The organism is Stenotrophomonas tumulicola (assembly GCF_014117215.1).
Taxonomy (GTDB): domain Bacteria; phylum Pseudomonadota; class Gammaproteobacteria; order Xanthomonadales; family Xanthomonadaceae; genus Stenotrophomonas; species Stenotrophomonas tumulicola.
Map to the genome: position 1 here is coordinate 113,613 of NZ_JACGXS010000005.1, position 15,311 is coordinate 128,923.

Below are 15,311 nucleotides of genomic sequence, written 5' to 3' on the forward strand. Positions count from 1 at the left end.
TTTCACTTGGACTGCGGTGAGCGAGGTGATTACCCTCAAAGCCAGAATCAGACCCAGCTCTATGTAGAAGCGACGTCAACCCGCCCGTGGGTTACCTCGAGGCGTACCTGCAGAGTCTTTCGCCAACTCCCGTCCCGCCACGATCAATCCCTCAAGCAGCCGCTCATCCAGCAGCACTTCGCCAGATCCGCCATGCTGGTTTTGATGGACGGCGTGCAGGATCTCCAGGATCGCACCCAGTGCCTGTTGCCTGCCGCACGCCAATTCGCGGGCGTCCCGGTCTGGCCCGCCGGACCCCTGCTGGTCCGCCAGGTCCGCCAGGGCCGCGTCAGTGCCGCCGCCCGCCGGGTGGACCAGCCGCAGATGGCGTGCGGTCGGTGAATCTGGATGCGGCATGCCGCTGGAAATCAGCACCCGCTCCAGTTCGTCGATGAAAGCAGCCGGTAAATCGTGCATGGCGTCGCCGATCAGGGAATACAGGCGCGCGCCGCTCAGGGGATGCTGGGACATCGGTCAACCTCACATGGCAGGAAGGCCACCTGCGGCAGGGCGCGAGGTGGCGGACGATGCGGGTTGGCATACCGGTCGCAGTGTTCCCAAAAACCGGCGGATATCAGGAAATCCCCACACATCGCCCGCCGTATGACCGGCAAGGCGATGCATTCTCCGCCGGGCCCGTGAGGGCAGCAACAGAGTGCAAGGAACACTGCGAATCAGGATGCCAATCCCGGCTGGCGCCCTGTGGCTCCAGCGTCATCATCGTGCGTAGGAAGTACCGCCCCTGTCCATGAGGAAATGTGTGGTTTGCGCGATCAATGCGTCGTCATGCGCGTTCGGTAGCGCAGCGCCGGCGTCAGCGACAATGCGCGCTGGCCTGGTGGATGGCGTCGTGCAGCGCCTGCCGGTCCATGTCGTCCACGGCACCCTGGAAATACTGCATGTCCTGCCGGCCCAGCGCGCACGGGTCCACCGCATAACCGGGCGGCCACAGGCCAAGGAACTGCGCCACGCCCTGCAACACCTGCTGTGGGCTCATCTGCGGCCGCATGCGGAAGTAGCGCGGTTTGGCCTGGAACGCGGGATGTAGGTCGCGGCGGCCGATCAGCTTCGGGGCCAGGGTGGTCGCATCGATACCGTCGCCGCCGCGCACCGCACCGGCGCGCAGTCCCAGGTCCAGCGGTGCTGGCGGCGTCTCCACGATGGCATCAGCGGTGGGACCGGTGGCGGCGGGCATCTGCGTCACCGGAGCACCCTGCCGGGCAGGGGGCGGCATTGCACGCTGCTGCCGGGATGTGGCCGCGGCCATGGAAACCGGTACAGGCGCAGGCGCCAGCCAGCGCAGGCTGGTGCGGTATTCGTCGGTGCGCTGGCTGCCGGCGCGCGTGGTCGACATCAGCCACCAGCCGATCAACGCATGCACGGCAATAACTACCAGCCAGGCCAGCAGGCGCTGGACAGCAGGCGGAGAAAATGGGGGGCGGGACAGGGCCAGTGTCGGCATCGGCGGTGCATCCGTGCAGGTACCTGGGCGCTGAGACTACCGATGTGCTGGAAAAGTTTCGTTGCCGGCCTCCTGCTGTCGGCTGGCGGTGTCCGATGAAACCAATGCGCCCGGGGCAGGGAGCCGCATGGCAGAATCCGGAACGCTCTTTGGCCACCCATCTGCCCATGTCGTCCACCGCTGCACCTGTCTCCACCTCGTCCACGCCGGCCAATTCACCACAGCGCGTGCTGCTGGCCAGTTTGGTCGGCACCACCATCGAATTCTTCGATTTCTACATTTACGCTACCGCGGCGGTGCTGGTGTTTCCGCACCTGTTCTTCCCGGAAAGCAGCGACAAGGCGGCGCTGTTGCAGTCGCTTGCCACCTTCGCCGTCGCGTTCATCGCGCGCCCGGTGGGGTCGGCGGTGTTCGGCCACTTCGGTGACCGCATCGGCCGCAAGGCCACGCTGGTGGCCGCGCTGCTCACCATGGGCCTGTCCACGGTGATGATCGGGCTGTTGCCCACGCATGCGCAGATCGGCCTGTGGGCGCCGGCGCTGCTGGCGCTGTGTCGTTTCGGCCAGGGCCTGGGGCTGGGCGGCGAATGGGGCGGGGCGGTGTTGCTGGCAACGGAGAACGCACCGCCGGGCAAGCGTGCGTGGTACGGCATGTTCCCGCAGTTGGGGGCGCCGCTGGGGTTCCTGCTGTCGGCGGGCATCTTCCTGCTGCTTGGGCGGCTGCTGTCGGCCGACGACTTCCTGCAGTGGGGCTGGCGCATTCCATTCGTGGCCAGCGCGCTGCTGGTCGGGCTGGGGCTGTGGGTGCGCCTGAACATCCACGAGACCCCGGATTTCCAGAAGGCACTGGACGCGCATGCGCGGGTCAAGCTGCCGATGCTGAGCGTGCTGCGCGACCATGCCGCGCCGATGCTGCTGGGTACGCTGGGCGCGTTCGCCACCTTCGTGCTGTTCTACCTGATGACGGTGTTCGCGCTGGGCCATGGCACGGCCGCGCTGGGTTACAGCCGCGAACAGTTCCTGCTGCTGCAGATGGTCGGCATCCTGTTCTTCGCTGCCGGCATTCCCATCTCCGCGCGCTACGGCGATCGTTGGGGTACGCGGCGCACGATGATCATCGCCAGTGGGTTGATCGTGGTGTTCGGCGTGCTGCTGGCACCGATGTTCCAGGCGGGCAGTCCGTGGATGGTGCTGGCGTTCCTGTCGCTGGGGCTGTTCCTGATGGGGCTTACGTACGGCCCGTGCGGGACCTTCCTGGCCGAGATCTACCCGGTGCAGGTGCGCTATACCGGCGCGTCGTTATCGTTCAACCTGGCCGGCATCCTGGGCGCTGCACCGGCGCCGTACCTGGCCACGTGGCTGGCCGAACGCTTTGGCCTGGTGGCGGTGGGGTATTACCTGTGCGCGGCCGCGCTGGTGACCATCTGCGCGCTGCTGGCACTGCAGCGGCGGGCGCAATGATGCCGGTGGACGGGGTATGGGCGTCGGAACGAAAAGCAGCGGGGCATGGCCCCGCTCTACCCGGTAGTGACGGGCCATGCCCGTCAAACAGGTAGCACCGGGTAGTGACGGGCCATGCCCGTCAAGCAGATAGCGCGCCGGTAGTGACGGGCCATGCCCGTCAAACAGATAGCACCCGGGTAGTGACGGGCCACGCCCGTCAAACAGGTAGCACCGGGTAGTGACGGGCCATGCCCGTCAAGCCGCCCCCCATCATGCAACCAGATCGCGCAGCCTCACCAGCGCCATGGTGGCCACCAGCAACGGCATGCGCATCAGGCGGCCGCCGGGGAAGGGCCGCCGCGGGATGCGCTCGAACACATCCAGCCGCCCGGCCTGGCCGGCGATGGCCTCAGCGATGACCTGGCCGGCCAGGTTGGCCGCAGCCACGCCATGGCCGGAGAAACCCTGCGCGAAGTAGATGTCCGGGGTGAGCCGGCCCCAGTGCGGGGCGCGGTGGGTGGTGATGTCCACGTAGCCGCCCCACAGGTAGTCCAGCGGCACGCCCTGCAGCTGCGGAAACACCGTCCACAGCCGGCGCTGCATCACCCTGGCCAGGCCCGGCGGCGGCAACGAGGAATAGCTGGCGCCGCCGCCGAACAGCACGCGATGGTCGTGGCTGAGGCGGAAGTAGTCCAGCACCAGGCCGGTATCGGACACCGCCATGTCGTTGCGGATCAATGCCCGCGCGCGCTCGGCACCCAGCACCGGGGTGGCACCGATGTAGGTGCCTACCGGCATGACATGGCGTTCCAGCTCCGGCGCGATATCGTCCAGCCATGCGTTGCCGGCCAGCAGGACGTGCGCGGCGTGCACCGTGCCAGTGGCGGTGCGCAGCGACGGACGGGGGTGCCGCAGCAGTTCCAGCACCGGTGTCTGCTCATGGATGACGACGCCGGCCTGCAGGGCGGCATCGGCCAGCCCGTGGGCATAGGCCAGTGGATGCAGGTGGCCGCCGAGCGGGTCGAACATCGCGCCGAGGTAGCGCGGGCTGTCCAGTTGCGCGCGCAGGGTCGGCTGGTCCCACCATTGCACCGGGTAGTCATAGCGGTCGACCAGCGCGTCCATGCTTTGGCGCAACGTGCGGGCCTGGCGCGGACGGATCGGAACGCTGGCGTGTCCGGGCACCCAATGGCAGTCGATCCGGTGGCGGTCGATGCGCTCGCGCACCAGCTGCACGCCCTGGCGGGAGAAGTCGAACAAGGTGCGGGCGTCGTCCGTGCCGACCAGCGCCTCCAGTGTCTCCACTTCGCAGCCATAGCCGGACAGCACCTGTCCGCCATTGCGGCCGGATGCGCCCCAGCCGATGCGGCATGCCTCCAGCACCACCACGCGCAGGCCGCGCGCAGCCAGTTCCAGTGCCGCCGACAGACCGGTATAGCCGGCCCCGAGTATGGCCACGTCCACCTGCGTGTCGCCGTCCAGCGGCGGCAGCGGTGCACGCGGTGCCGTGCTGGCGGCATACCAGCTGGGCGGCAGGGCAGGGTCTTCGCGCAGGCGATGCGATGGGTCCATCGGCATAGTCTGGACCAGACAGGGCGGCAAGGGTGTGACTTCCCGGTGGTTGCCGCCTTCGATGTGCGTTATGGTCCGGCGCATGGCGTGGCGCCTCGGTCATGAACCCTGTTGTCACGCTGTGTTCCGCGCTTTCGGTCATGCTTGCCGGCAGCTACAACACCTGGACAGGAACGCTCATGAGTTCGCAAGCCCGCCCGCGAAAGTCACCAACGGTGGAAGAGGCGCAGGAAAGCAGCCTGTTGCACTGGCTGAAGGAGCGGCGCATCACCGAAGTGGAGTGCCTGGTACCGGACATCACCGGCATCGCGCGCGGCAAGATCATTCCGGCCGACAAGTTCTCCCACGACTATGGCACCCGGCTACCCGAGGGTATCTTCGCCACCACCGTCACCGGTGATTACCCGGACGACTATTACGAACTGACGTCGCCGTCGGATTCGGACATGGTGCTGCGGCCGGACCCGGAAACGGTGCGCATGGTGCCATGGGCCACCGATCCCACCGCGCAGATCATCCACGACTGCTATACCAAGGATGGGAAGCCGCACGAGCTGGCACCGCGCAACGTGCTGCGCCGCGTGCTGGATGCCTACGAAGAGCTGGGCCTGCGCCCGGTGGTGGCACCGGAGCTGGAGTTCTTCCTGGTGCAGAAGAACACCGACCCGGACTTTCCCCTGCTGCCGCCGGCCGGTCGTTCCGGACGCCCGGAGACGGCACGGCAGTCCTACTCCATCGATGCGGTGAACGAGTTCGATCCGATCCTGGACCTGATGTATGACTACGCCGATGCGATGAAGCTGGACGTGGACACGCTGATCCACGAATCCGGTGCGGCGCAGCTGGAGGTCAACTTTTCCCATTCCAGTGCGATGGACCTGGCCGACCAGGTGTTCCTGTTCAAGCGCACCATGCGCGAGGCGGCGATGCGCCATGGGGTGTATGCCACCTTCCTGGCCAAGCCGATGGAGAACGAGCCCGGCAGCGCCATGCATATCCACCAGAGCCTGGTGAGGCACAGCGACGGCAGCAACGTGTTCGCTGGCGAAGGGCAGGGCGAAGGGGAACTCAGCCCGGTGTTCGCCCATTACCTGGGCGGGCTGCAGAAGTACGCGCCGCAGGCGATGGCCTTCTTCGCGCCGAACGTCAATTCCTACCGCCGGCTGGTGTTTGGCGAGGTGTCGCCGAGCAACGTGCATTGGGGGTTCGACAACCGCACCTGTGGGCTGCGGGTACCGATGGATACCCCGGACAACATGCGGGTGGAAAGCCGCTTCGCCGGTTCCGATGCCAACCCGTACCTGGCGATGGCCGCGACGCTGGCCTGCGGCCTGCTGGGCATGCGCGGCCAGCTGGCCCCCGACGCGCCGGTCAGTGGCAGTGCCAAGGAACTGGGTTACAACCTGCCGCGTTCGCTGGGTGAGGCGCTGGACGGGCTGGAGCAGTGCAGGGAACTGCAGGCGCTGCTGGGCGAGCGTTTCTGCCGCGCCTATATTTCAGTGAAGCGCAAGGAGTACGAGACCTTCTTCCGGGTGATCAGCTCGTGGGAACGCGAGTTCCTGCTGCTCAATGTCTAGACATTGTTCTGTAGCGCCGAGCCATGCCCGGCGGCTCGTTGTCCTGCGCCTCGGATACGCGCCGCCGAGCATGGCTCGGCGCTACCGATTCTTCCGGCCACGCCCCCATCGCCGACCCGTCACACGCAGCGTGACTGGATGATCCGGCGCCCCGGCGTTAGGCTGGCAGCCGTCGCCGGCCCCTGCAGGCCGGCCCCACCTGGAACTGGAGCCCCCCGATGAAGCTGCGCACCCTTTCGCTCGGCCTTGCCACTGCCTTGCTTGCTGCCTGTGGCGGCGGTGATGGTGCTGGACAGGCACAGGACAGCAAGGTCCTGAACGTCTACAACTACAGCGATTACATCGCCGAGGCCACCATCCCGGACTTCGAGAAGGAGAGCGGGATCAAGGTCACCTACGATGTGTTCGACAGCGATGAGATGGTCGAGACCAAGCTGCTGGCCGGCAACAGCGGCTACGACGTGGTGGTGCCCACGCTGAATTTCTTCGGCAGGCAGATCCAGGCCGGCGTGTTCCTGCCGCTGGACAAGTCGAAGATCCCGAACCTGGCCAAGCTGGACCCCAAGGTGATGCAGCGCATCGCCACCCAGGACCCGGACAACAAGTACGGCGTGCCGTACATGATCGGCACGACCGGCATCGGCTACAACGTGGACATGTTGAAGGAGCGTTTCGGTGGCAGCGCCGACATCGCCAACAGCTGGGACCTGGTGTTCAAGCCGGAGAACATCGCCAGGATGAAGGATTGCGGCGTGACCATCCTGGACACGCCATCGGACATGATCCCCACGGCGATGCATTACCTCGGCCTGGATCCGCACAGCAGCAATCCGGCCGACATCCAGAAGGCGGCCGAGCTGCTGAAGTCGATCCGCCCGTATGTGCAGAATTTCCACTCGTCGCAGTACGTCGGGTCGCTGGCCAACGGCGGTACCTGCCTGGTGGTCGGCTGGTCGGGCGACATCATCCAGGCCCGTGACCGCGCCGAAGAAGCCGGCAACGGCGTACACGTGGCGTACTCGATCCCGCGCGAGGGCGCGCCGCAGTGGTTCGACATGCTGGCCATTCCGAAGGATGCCCAGCATCCGGAAGCGGCCTACCAGTTCATCAACTACCTGCTGGAACCGAAGGTGGCGGCGGCCAATACCGATTTCATCCACTACGCCAACCCGGTAAGTGAAGCGACCCCGCTGGTGGACGAAGCGATCCGCAACGACCCGACCATCTATCCGCCGGCCGACGTGGCCGAGAAGATGTTCACCTATGCGATCAACAGCCCGGAGACCGACAAGCTCTACACCCGGCTGTGGACCGAGATCAAAACCGGTCGTTGATTGCACGGCGGCGGGTGGTCCTGTGCGGGACGCTGGTAGCGCCGAGCCATGCTCGGCGGCTTGTGTCGATTGGGCGGGGCGGGTTCCGCCGAGCATGGCTCGGCGCTACTGCGGCGGCTGGCCCGGATTCGCGATCGCCACCTGCCGTCATATCCCCGTCGGCCCCTGGCCGGTAGAATGGCGCCCGCTGTCCACCGCCTGCTCCCGGAGCCCCCCATGCCCGTTGAAGCCCTGCCGGAAGCCACCCTCGTCGATGCGAACGGTGAGCCCGGCTATCTGTCCATCCGCGACCTGCGCAAGGAGTTCGATGGTTTCGTCGCCGTCGACGACGTCAACCTGGATGTGCGCAAGGGCGAGATCTTCGCGCTGCTGGGCGGTTCGGGAAGTGGCAAGTCGACCCTGCTGCGTTGCCTGGGCGGCTTTGAAACGCCCACCACGGGCCGGATCGTGCTCGATGGCCAGCGGCTGGATGCGCTGCCGCCTTACCAGCGCCCGGTCAACATGATGTTCCAGTCCTACGCGCTGTTCCCGCATATGAGCGTGGAGCAGAACATCGCCTTTGGCCTGAAGCAGGACGGCATGGCCGGCGATGCGATCCGGCGCCGCGTGGGTGAGATGCTGGAACTGGTGCAGATGGGCCAGCTGGCCAAGCGCCGGCCGCACCAGCTTTCCGGCGGCCAACAGCAGCGCGTGGCACTGGCACGTTCGCTGGCCAAGGGCCCGAAGCTGTTGCTGCTGGACGAACCGATGGGCGCGCTGGACAAGAAACTGCGCTCACAGATGCAGCTGGAGCTGGTCAACATCATCGAAACCTCCGGGGTGACCTGCGTGATGGTGACCCACGACCAGGAGGAGGCCATGACCATGGCCACGCGCATCGCGGTGATGGATGCCGGCTGGATCCAGCAGGTAGGCAAGCCGGACGAGGTATACGAACAGCCAGCCAACCGTTTCGTGGCCGGCTTCATCGGCTCGGTGAACACGTTTGAAGGCGTGATCGACGAGGACCTGCCGGAATACGTCACGGTGCGTACCCCCATGTTCCCGGCCCCCATCTACATCGCCCACGGCATCACCTGCTACGAGGGGCAGCCGGTTGCGTTCGCGCTGCGCCCGGAGAAGGTGATGATCGGCAAGGACGAGCCGGAAGGTGACACCAACAAAGCCCAGGGGGTAATCGAGGACATCGCCTATTTCGGCAGCCATTCGGTCTACCACGTGCGCCTGCCCAGTGGTGCCAAGGTGCTGGCCAATTTCGCCAATTCGCAGCGCTGGGCCAGTGATGGGCTGACCTGGGGCGACCCGGTCTGGATGCATTGGCGCGACAACGACGGCGTGGTGCTTACCTCATGACCGCGGCCGCGCCCAAGCGCCGGCTGCCGGGATTGCGCGATGCGGTGATCGGCGTGCCGTACCTGTGGCTGCTGCTGTTCTTCGCGGTGCCGTTTGCGATCATCCTGATGATCTCGTTCACCCATACCCGGGTCGGCTCGCCGCCGTATACGTGGCTGCTGCAGTACATGGATGGTGCGCTGTCGCTGAAGCTCAACCTGGAAAACTACCTGCAACTGGTGCGTGACCAGCAATATGTGCTGGCCTACCTGAGCTCGTTCAAGATTGCCGCGGTCTCTACCCTGCTGACGCTGCTGATCGGGTATCCGATGGCTTATGCCATCGCGCGCATGACTCCCTCTTCGCGCAACGTCATGATGATGCTGGTGGTGCTGCCGTCGTGGACATCGTTCCTGATCCGCGTGTATGCGTGGATCGGCATCCTCGACCGCAATGGCCTGTTGAACCAGTTGCTGCTGAAGATCGGCCTGGTCGACCAGCCGCTGCATATCCTGTACACGCCCACCGCCGCCTACATCGGCATCGTGTACTGCTACCTGCCGTTCATGGTATTGCCGCTGTACGCCAACCTGGTCAAGCACGACCAGCGCCTGCTGGAAGCTGCCTACGACCTCGGTGCCAGGCCGTGGCAAGCGTTCCTGCGCATCACCCTGCCGCTGTCGAAGGCGGGCATCATCGCTGGCTGCATGCTGGTGATGATCCCGGCCGTGGGCGAATTCGTGATCCCGGAAATGCTGGGCGGGCCGGATACGCTGATGATCGGGCGCGTGCTGTGGGGAGAGTTCTTCAACAACCGCAACTGGCCGGTGGCCTCGGCGGTGGCGGTGGTGATGCTGTTGCTGCTGCTGGTGCCGATCTTCCTGTTCAACCGCTCCCAGCAGCGCCTGCTGGAAGGGAAGCAGGCATGAGCACCCTGCGCGGTTACCGCTGGCTGGGCTGGGGTGCGCTGGCGCTGGGTTTCGCCTTCCTGTACCTGCCTATCCTGTTGCTGATGCTGTTTTCCTTCAACAGCTCGCGACTGGCCTCGGTCTGGGCCGGGTTTTCCACCCGCTGGTATGGCGAACTGTTCAATGATCGCGCGTTGATGGATGCGCTGTGGATGAGCCTGAAGGTGGCCTTCTGGACGGCCTGTGCCGCCACGGTACTGGGCACCATGGCGGCGATGGTGATGACCCGGTTCCGCAACTTCCGCGGAAAATCCGCGTTCAGCGCGCTGATCACCGCGCCGTTGGTGATGCCGGATGTCATCCTGGGTTTCTCGCTGATGACCCTGCTGGTGTCGATGGGCAGCATCCCCGGCTTCCCGGCGCGCGGGGCGATGACCATCTGGATCGCCCACGTTACCTTCACCCTGTCCTTCGTGGCGGTGGTGGTGTCTTCGCGGCTGCAGGAGCTGGACATATCGCTGGAAGAGGCGGCGATGGACCTGGGGGCAAGCCGCCTTACCGTGTTCCTGAAGATCACCCTGCCGATCATCGCGCCGGCGCTGCTGGCCGGCTGGCTGCTGGCATTCACCCTGTCGCTGGACGATGTGGTGATCGCCAGCTTCGTGGCCGGCCCCAGCTCGACCACGTTGCCGATGAAGGTGTTCGCCTCGGTGCGGATGGGCATCAGCCCGAAGATCAACGCACTCGCCACGCTGATGGTGTCGGCCGTGGCGGTCGCGGCGGTAATCGGCTGGTTTTTCAATGCGCGCGCTGAAAAACGCCGGCAGGCCGACCTGCAGCTGGCGCGCCAGGACAACGGCTGAGGGCGCAGTGCTGTGTCGCATGCGGGCGGCCGGTGTGGACCGCCCCGGCAACATGCGGCTCACGGGGGGCGGCGCAGAATGGAGGCCTGTCTTCAGGAGCCCCCTCATGACCGTTGAAATCGTCAATCCGGCCACCGGCAAGGTGGAATACCGCCACGAACTGCTGGACGGCAGTGGCATCGAAGTGCGGCTGCAGGCTGCGGCCGATGCATTCCCGGCATGGTCGGCCCGCTCCCTGCAGGGCCGCGCCGGCGTGCTGGAGGCGATTGCCATGCAACTGCGCGGTCGACGCCAGGACATCCAGCAGGCGATGACTGCGGAAATGGGCAAGCTGAAGGCCGAGGCGCTGGCCGAGATTGAAAAGTGCGCACAGGCCTGCGAGTACTACGCCGGGCATGCCGCCGATTACCTGCAGCCGCAGCAGGTCGACACCGAGGCACACCGCAGCTATGTCCGCTATGAACCGATTGGTTGCGTGTTCGCGGTGATGCCGTGGAACTTCCCGATCTGGCAGGTATTCCGCTTCCTGGCGCCGGCATTCATGGCGGGCAACGTGGCCCTGCTCAAGCACGCCAGCAACGTGCCCCGGTGTGCCGACCTGATCCTGGAGGTGGTGCGTGCCGGCGGCGCGCCGGCCGGCGTATTCGATGTGCTGCATATCGACAACGACCAGGCGGCCGAGGTGTTGCGCGACCGCCGGGTGAAGGCGGTGACGTTGACCGGCAGCGAGCGCGCTGGCCGTTCCATCGCGGCCAACGCGGGCGAGCAGCTGAAGAAGTGCGTGATGGAGCTGGGGGGCAGCGATGCCTTCGTGGTCCTGGATGACGCCGACATGGACAAGACCGTGGAAGCGGCAGTGAAGTCGCGCTTCGACAACAGTGGCCAGACCTGCATCGCGGCCAAGCGCTTCATCGTGGTCGAAGCGGTCGCCGAGGAATTCACCCGGCGCTTCGTCGAGGCTGCCGGCCAGCGGCGCCATGGTGATCCGGCCGACGCCAGCACCACGCTGGCACCGATGGCCCGTGCGGACCTGCGCGATGAGCTGCACAGGCAGGTGCAGGCCAGCGTGGCGAAGGGCGCACGGGTGCTGTTGGGCGGAGAGCCCATTGCAGGCACCTACGCCGGCTACCCGGCCACCGTGCTGGACCGGGTCGGGCCGGGCATGCCGGCCTATGACGAGGAACTGTTCGGGCCGGTAGCGGCGGTGATCCGGGTAAGGGACGAGGCCGACGCGCTGCGCGTTGCCAACGACACCCGCTTTGGGCTGGGCGGCAGTGTCTGGACGGCTGATGCCGCACGTGGGGAATCTTTCGCGCAGCACATGGAGTGCGGTGCCGCGTTCGTCAATTCCGTGGTCAAGAGCGATGCGCGGCTGCCGTTCGGTGGCAGCAAGCAGTCAGGCTTTGGCCGTGAACTGGCCGAGCATGGCATCCATGAGTTCATGAACATCAAGACGGTCTACGTGGCCTGACCTGCTGCACGGGGAGCGCCGCGCCGTGCCCGGCGCTCCCGTGCGCAGGGTCACAGCCATTTCGCGCGCTTGAACAGCCGATACAGCCCCACGCATACCGCGCCCACGCCGATGATCACCAGCGGATACGCCCAGGGCTTGTCCAGCTCCGGCATGTGGGTGAAGTTCATTCCATACCAGCTGGTGATCAGGGTAGGGGCAGCCAGCAGCGCAGCCCATGCACCCAGTCGTTTGACGGTTTCGCCCTGAGCCAGCGTCACCAGCGAAAGGTTGACGCTGAGCGCGGTGCCCAGCATCTCGCGCAGGGTATCGATCACGTCGCTGATGCGCACCGCGTGGTCGTGCACGTCGCGGATGTACAGCTTCACTTCGTCGGGTACCAGTCCACTTTCCGGCGGATAACGCCGCAGCTGTGACAGCACGTCCTGCAGTGGCGCCACCGCCATCCGCATCTTGTTGAGTTCGCGCTTCAGCTCGTACAGGTGTACCACCGTGGACCGCTTGTAACTGTCGGCGAAGATGTCCTTTTCCAGCAGGTCCAGCGTGTCGCGGAAGCTGAGGGTGATGGGCAGGTAGTTGTCGACCACGAAATCCAGCACGGCATACAGGCAGTACGACGGGCCCATCTTCAGCAGGTCCGGCTCGCGTTCGACACGAGCGCGCACCGGCGCATAGGACAGCGATGCGCCATGCCGCACGGTGACCAGGAAGCGCGGGCCGACGAAGGCATGGGTCTCGCCGTACTGGATGCGCTGGTCGACCATCTGGGCCGTGTTCACCACCACGAACAGCGAGTTGCCGTAGGTTTCCGCCTTCGGCCGCTGGTGCGCATTGCGCGCATCCTCGACGGCCAGGTCATGCAGGCAGAATTCCTCCTGCAGCTTCAGCAATACCGCTTCGTCGGGGTCGTACAGGCCGACCCAGACAAAACCGTCGTCGCTGGCGATGACCTCGCTGATCGCATCCAGGCTGATGTCATGGCGCTTGCCCTGGTCATCGTAATGGACGCAGTTGATCACGCAGCCGGGATTGCCGGGCACGGCTTCCGTGGAGGCAGGCTGTGTCGGGGATGAAGGGTCTGAAGCAGGCAGTGACATGCCTGCCATCGTGCGTCAGCGCAGGCGGTGGGACAAGCCCCGCCTGCGCCCCAGCACCCACGCCAGGGCCATGTGCAGGGGCAGCAGCAGCACGATCCACTGCACGTTGTACTGTGCCTGCAGGCTCAGCCAGTGCAGTACCAGCCCAGCCAGCGACAGGCCGGCAACGGCCCACAGCACGATGCGGAACAGCGTGCCGGGGCGGCGCCGGCGCAGCAGCGCCACCGCACCGGGCAGCAACAGCAGGCACAGCGGCGATAGCTGCAGCAGGTTGCGGTTGGCCCACGCTGCATGGTGGTCGCTGAAGCCCCACAGGAACACCAGCAGGCCACCGGCCACCGCGGACAGCAGCCAGAACGGCAGGGCCAACGCAGCCAGCAGGCGCGGACGCTGGCGCAGCGCGATCACCCCGCCGCCCAGCACCAGCCCCACCAGCAACCAGGGCCACCACACGCGTGCCCGTTCGGCCGGTTCGGCGGCGATCCGGTGCGCCAGCAGCTGTTGTTCGGCCTGCACCAGCGGGCGCCCCTCGCTGTTGCGCGCTTCGCGCAGTGCATCGGCCAGCCGCATCGGCACGAAGGCTTCCTGCCAGCGCGACAGCGGCTGGTCGGCGAAGGGACCGAGGCCAAGGTCGAAACCCAGCCACATCCACGGTGCCGGCGAGGCCAGCCGCACCGATTCGCTGCGGTAGGTGTTGCCGCGCGAACGGCCGGAGAGCTGGGCGTGCAGGCCACCGTCCATCGCCTTGTCCAGCGTGTCGCGGACCATCGTGGCGCAATTGGCGGTGTAATAGTCGTAGCGGTAGCGCGCGTTCTCCGGCTGCGCCCGTTCGGCCAGGTCGGCGGCCAGCGCACGCGCCTGCTGCGGGGCAAGGTCCAGCCACTGCACGCTGGCGCCGCGGCCGGTTTCATCGTAATAGGACAGATCCTGCTGCAGCGGCAGCGCCACCAGGTAATACATCATCTCGCCGCGTACGAAGCGGCTGATGAAGTCCGGTTCGCCCGGGTCGAAGAAGCCGAAGTTATAGGAGGTGGCCGCGCCGGACAGCGGATCGACCACCACGATGGCATCGTGGCCGAAGCGTTCGAAGAAGATCGTGCCAGGCTGCATCGTGACCACGCCGATACGCGGGACATCGGCATCCGGATTGGCCACGCTGGACGCAGCCTGGGCACCTGCTGACGTCGGCACGGCCTGCTGGGCCCGCACGGGCATCGGCAGGCAGGACAACAGCCCGGCCAGCAGGGCCACGGCCAGCCAGCCGGTCAGCAGCGTGCAGATGAAACGGTTCAAGCCGCGTCCTGGTCGTCCGGTGGCAGCACGGTCACGTGGAACGCCTGCACACGGCGGGCATCAGCCCGGGCGACACGGAACATGAAACGGTCCAGCGCCAGTTCGTCGCCGATTTCCGGCAGATGACCGATGGCTTCGGTGACCAGGCCGCCGATGGTGTCGTAATCGTCATCGGGGAAACCAGCACCGAAACGTTCGTTGAAGTCACCGATGGCGGTCAGCGCATCCACCACGTAGCGACCATCGGCCTGGATGGCGATGCCGGCGGCGGGATCCTCGGCCTCGTCGTGTTCGTCATCGATCTCGCCGACGATCTGCTCCAGCACATCCTCGATGGTGACCAGGCCGGCGACACCGCCGTACTCGTCCACCACGATGGCCATGTGGTTGCGCGACAGGCGGAATTCCTTCAGCAGTACATTGAGCTTCTTTGCTTCGGGAATCAGCACGGCCGGCCGCAGCAGTTCGCGGATGGTGCCCGGTCCCTGGTCGGCCACCACGCCACGCAGCAGGTCCTTGGCCAGCAGCACGCCAAGGATGTCGTCCTTGTTGTCGCCGTGCACCGGGAAACGGGAATGGCCTGATTCGACCACCTGCTTCATCAGGTCCAGGAAGGGCGCCTCGACCGGCAGCGACACCATCTGTGAACGCGAAATCATCACGTCGCCCACGGTCAGTTCGGCGACCGAAATGGCACCTTCCATCATCTTCAGGGTATCGGCGGCGATCAGTCCGTCTTCCTGCGCGGTACGCAGCAAGGCGACCAACTCGTCGCGGGTATGGGGTTCACCGGAAAACGCAGCGCTCAGGCGTTCAAGCCAGCTGCGTTTCTTTTCACTGTGCTCCTGTGCGGAGCTTGTACTGTCGTCTTCTGACATCTCGGGAAAAAAGGCACCCGGCGTGCCGGGCGTTGGCTGCAGT

13 protein-coding genes are annotated in these 15,311 nt (G+C 65.9%); 7 read left to right on the top strand and 6 right to left on the bottom strand.

Features of this window, described 5'->3' with window-relative positions; translation table 11 throughout:
* Positions 1-75 precede the first annotated feature (75 nt).
* Positions 76-510: a hypothetical protein gene (locus tag H4O11_RS11470; protein WP_182339565.1), complete on the bottom strand. Its 435-nt coding sequence runs from the start codon at positions 508-510 to the stop codon at positions 76-78.
* Between the two features lie 343 nt (positions 511-853).
* Positions 854-1,501, bottom strand: coding sequence for a hypothetical protein (locus H4O11_RS11475; protein WP_182339566.1), 648 nt, complete (start codon positions 1,499-1,501; stop codon positions 854-856).
* A 167-nt stretch (positions 1,502-1,668) separates the two neighbouring features.
* On the opposite strand from H4O11_RS11475, the gene H4O11_RS11480 reads away from it, so the two are divergent.
* Positions 1,669-2,961: an MFS transporter gene (locus H4O11_RS11480; protein WP_182339567.1), complete on the top strand. Its 1,293-nt coding sequence runs from the start codon at positions 1,669-1,671 to the stop codon at positions 2,959-2,961.
* 252 nt (positions 2,962-3,213) lie between these two features.
* Here the strand turns inward: H4O11_RS11480 and H4O11_RS11485 are convergent, their stop codons facing one another.
* Entirely contained in the window at positions 3,214-4,521 is a 1,308-nt protein-coding gene (locus H4O11_RS11485; RefSeq protein ID WP_182339568.1) for an NAD(P)/FAD-dependent oxidoreductase, read from the bottom strand.
* Between the two features lie 173 nt (positions 4,522-4,694).
* On the opposite strand from H4O11_RS11485, the gene H4O11_RS11490 reads away from it, so the two are divergent.
* The 6 genes from H4O11_RS11490 (at position 4,695) to H4O11_RS11515 (ending at position 12,000) form a co-directional block, all read left to right on the top strand.
* The gene (locus H4O11_RS11490) at positions 4,695-6,092 is read left to right on the top strand and encodes a glutamine synthetase family protein (RefSeq protein WP_182339569.1); all 1,398 of its coding nucleotides are present in this window, start codon (positions 4,695-4,697) and stop codon (positions 6,090-6,092) included.
* Positions 6,093-6,310: 218 nt separating this feature from the next.
* On the top strand, positions 6,311-7,426 hold the full coding sequence (locus H4O11_RS11495) for a polyamine ABC transporter substrate-binding protein (protein ID WP_182339570.1): 1,116 nt from the start codon (positions 6,311-6,313) through the stop codon (positions 7,424-7,426).
* 216 nt (positions 7,427-7,642) lie between these two features.
* Positions 7,643-8,779, top strand: coding sequence for an ABC transporter ATP-binding protein (locus tag H4O11_RS11500; RefSeq protein ID WP_182339571.1), 1,137 nt, complete (start codon positions 7,643-7,645; stop codon positions 8,777-8,779).
* On the top strand, positions 8,776-9,687 hold the full coding sequence (locus tag H4O11_RS11505; protein ID WP_182339572.1) for an ABC transporter permease subunit: 912 nt from the start codon (positions 8,776-8,778) through the stop codon (positions 9,685-9,687). The genes H4O11_RS11500 and H4O11_RS11505 overlap by 4 nt, the downstream gene beginning before the upstream one ends.
* Complete coding sequence (locus tag H4O11_RS11510; protein ID WP_182339573.1) at positions 9,684-10,529, top strand: ABC transporter permease subunit; 846 nt, start codon at positions 9,684-9,686, stop codon at positions 10,527-10,529. The genes H4O11_RS11505 and H4O11_RS11510 overlap by 4 nt, the downstream gene beginning before the upstream one ends.
* 106 nt (positions 10,530-10,635) lie before the next feature.
* The gene (locus H4O11_RS11515) at positions 10,636-12,000 is read left to right on the top strand and encodes an NAD-dependent succinate-semialdehyde dehydrogenase (protein ID WP_182339574.1); all 1,365 of its coding nucleotides are present in this window, start codon (positions 10,636-10,638) and stop codon (positions 11,998-12,000) included.
* Positions 12,001-12,050: 50 nt separating this feature from the next.
* On the opposite strand, the gene H4O11_RS11520 is transcribed toward H4O11_RS11515, so the two are convergent.
* The 3 genes from H4O11_RS11520 to H4O11_RS11530 are packed head-to-tail and all read right to left on the bottom strand — an operon-like array spanning position 12,051 to position 15,268.
* Positions 12,051-13,097, bottom strand: a complete 1,047-nt coding sequence (locus tag H4O11_RS11520; RefSeq protein WP_246333442.1) for a magnesium and cobalt transport protein CorA — start codon at positions 13,095-13,097, stop codon at positions 12,051-12,053.
* Positions 13,098-13,112: 15 nt separating this feature from the next.
* On the bottom strand, positions 13,113-14,390 hold the full coding sequence (locus H4O11_RS11525; RefSeq protein WP_425506043.1) for a lipoprotein N-acyltransferase Lnb domain-containing protein: 1,278 nt from the start codon (positions 14,388-14,390) through the stop codon (positions 13,113-13,115).
* Positions 14,387-15,268: a CorC family transporter gene (locus tag H4O11_RS11530; protein WP_182339576.1), complete on the bottom strand. Its 882-nt coding sequence runs from the start codon at positions 15,266-15,268 to the stop codon at positions 14,387-14,389. The genes H4O11_RS11525 and H4O11_RS11530 overlap by 4 nt, the downstream gene beginning before the upstream one ends.
* Between the last annotated feature and the right edge of the window lie 43 nt (positions 15,269-15,311).

What these genes read in the sequence shown, in the direction of transcription:
- H4O11_RS11480 (WP_182339567.1), top strand. Translation starts at nt 1,669, where the DNA reads ATGTCGTCCACCGCTGCACCTGTCTCCACCTCGTCCACGCCGGCCAAT.
- H4O11_RS11490 (WP_182339569.1), top strand. Translation starts at nt 4,695, where the DNA reads ATGAGTTCGCAAGCCCGCCCGCGAAAGTCACCAACGGTGGAAGAGGCG.
- H4O11_RS11515 (WP_182339574.1), top strand. Translation starts at nt 10,636, where the DNA reads ATGACCGTTGAAATCGTCAATCCGGCCACCGGCAAGGTGGAATACCGC.
- H4O11_RS11495 (WP_182339570.1), top strand. Translation starts at nt 6,311, where the DNA reads ATGAAGCTGCGCACCCTTTCGCTCGGCCTTGCCACTGCCTTGCTTGCT.
- H4O11_RS11530 (WP_182339576.1), bottom strand. Translation starts at nt 15,268, where the DNA reads ATGTCAGAAGACGACAGTACAAGCTCCGCACAGGAGCACAGTGAAAAG.
- H4O11_RS11470 (WP_182339565.1), bottom strand. Translation starts at nt 510, where the DNA reads ATGTCCCAGCATCCCCTGAGCGGCGCGCGCCTGTATTCCCTGATCGGC.
- H4O11_RS11510 (WP_182339573.1), top strand. Translation starts at nt 9,684, where the DNA reads ATGAGCACCCTGCGCGGTTACCGCTGGCTGGGCTGGGGTGCGCTGGCG.
- H4O11_RS11505 (WP_182339572.1), top strand. Translation starts at nt 8,776, where the DNA reads ATGACCGCGGCCGCGCCCAAGCGCCGGCTGCCGGGATTGCGCGATGCG.
- H4O11_RS11485 (WP_182339568.1), bottom strand. Translation starts at nt 4,521, where the DNA reads ATGCCGATGGACCCATCGCATCGCCTGCGCGAAGACCCTGCCCTGCCG.
- H4O11_RS11520 (WP_246333442.1), bottom strand. Translation starts at nt 13,097, where the DNA reads ATGTCACTGCCTGCTTCAGACCCTTCATCCCCGACACAGCCTGCCTCC.
- H4O11_RS11500 (WP_182339571.1), top strand. Translation starts at nt 7,643, where the DNA reads ATGCCCGTTGAAGCCCTGCCGGAAGCCACCCTCGTCGATGCGAACGGT.
- H4O11_RS11475 (WP_182339566.1), bottom strand. Translation starts at nt 1,501, where the DNA reads ATGCCGACACTGGCCCTGTCCCGCCCCCCATTTTCTCCGCCTGCTGTC.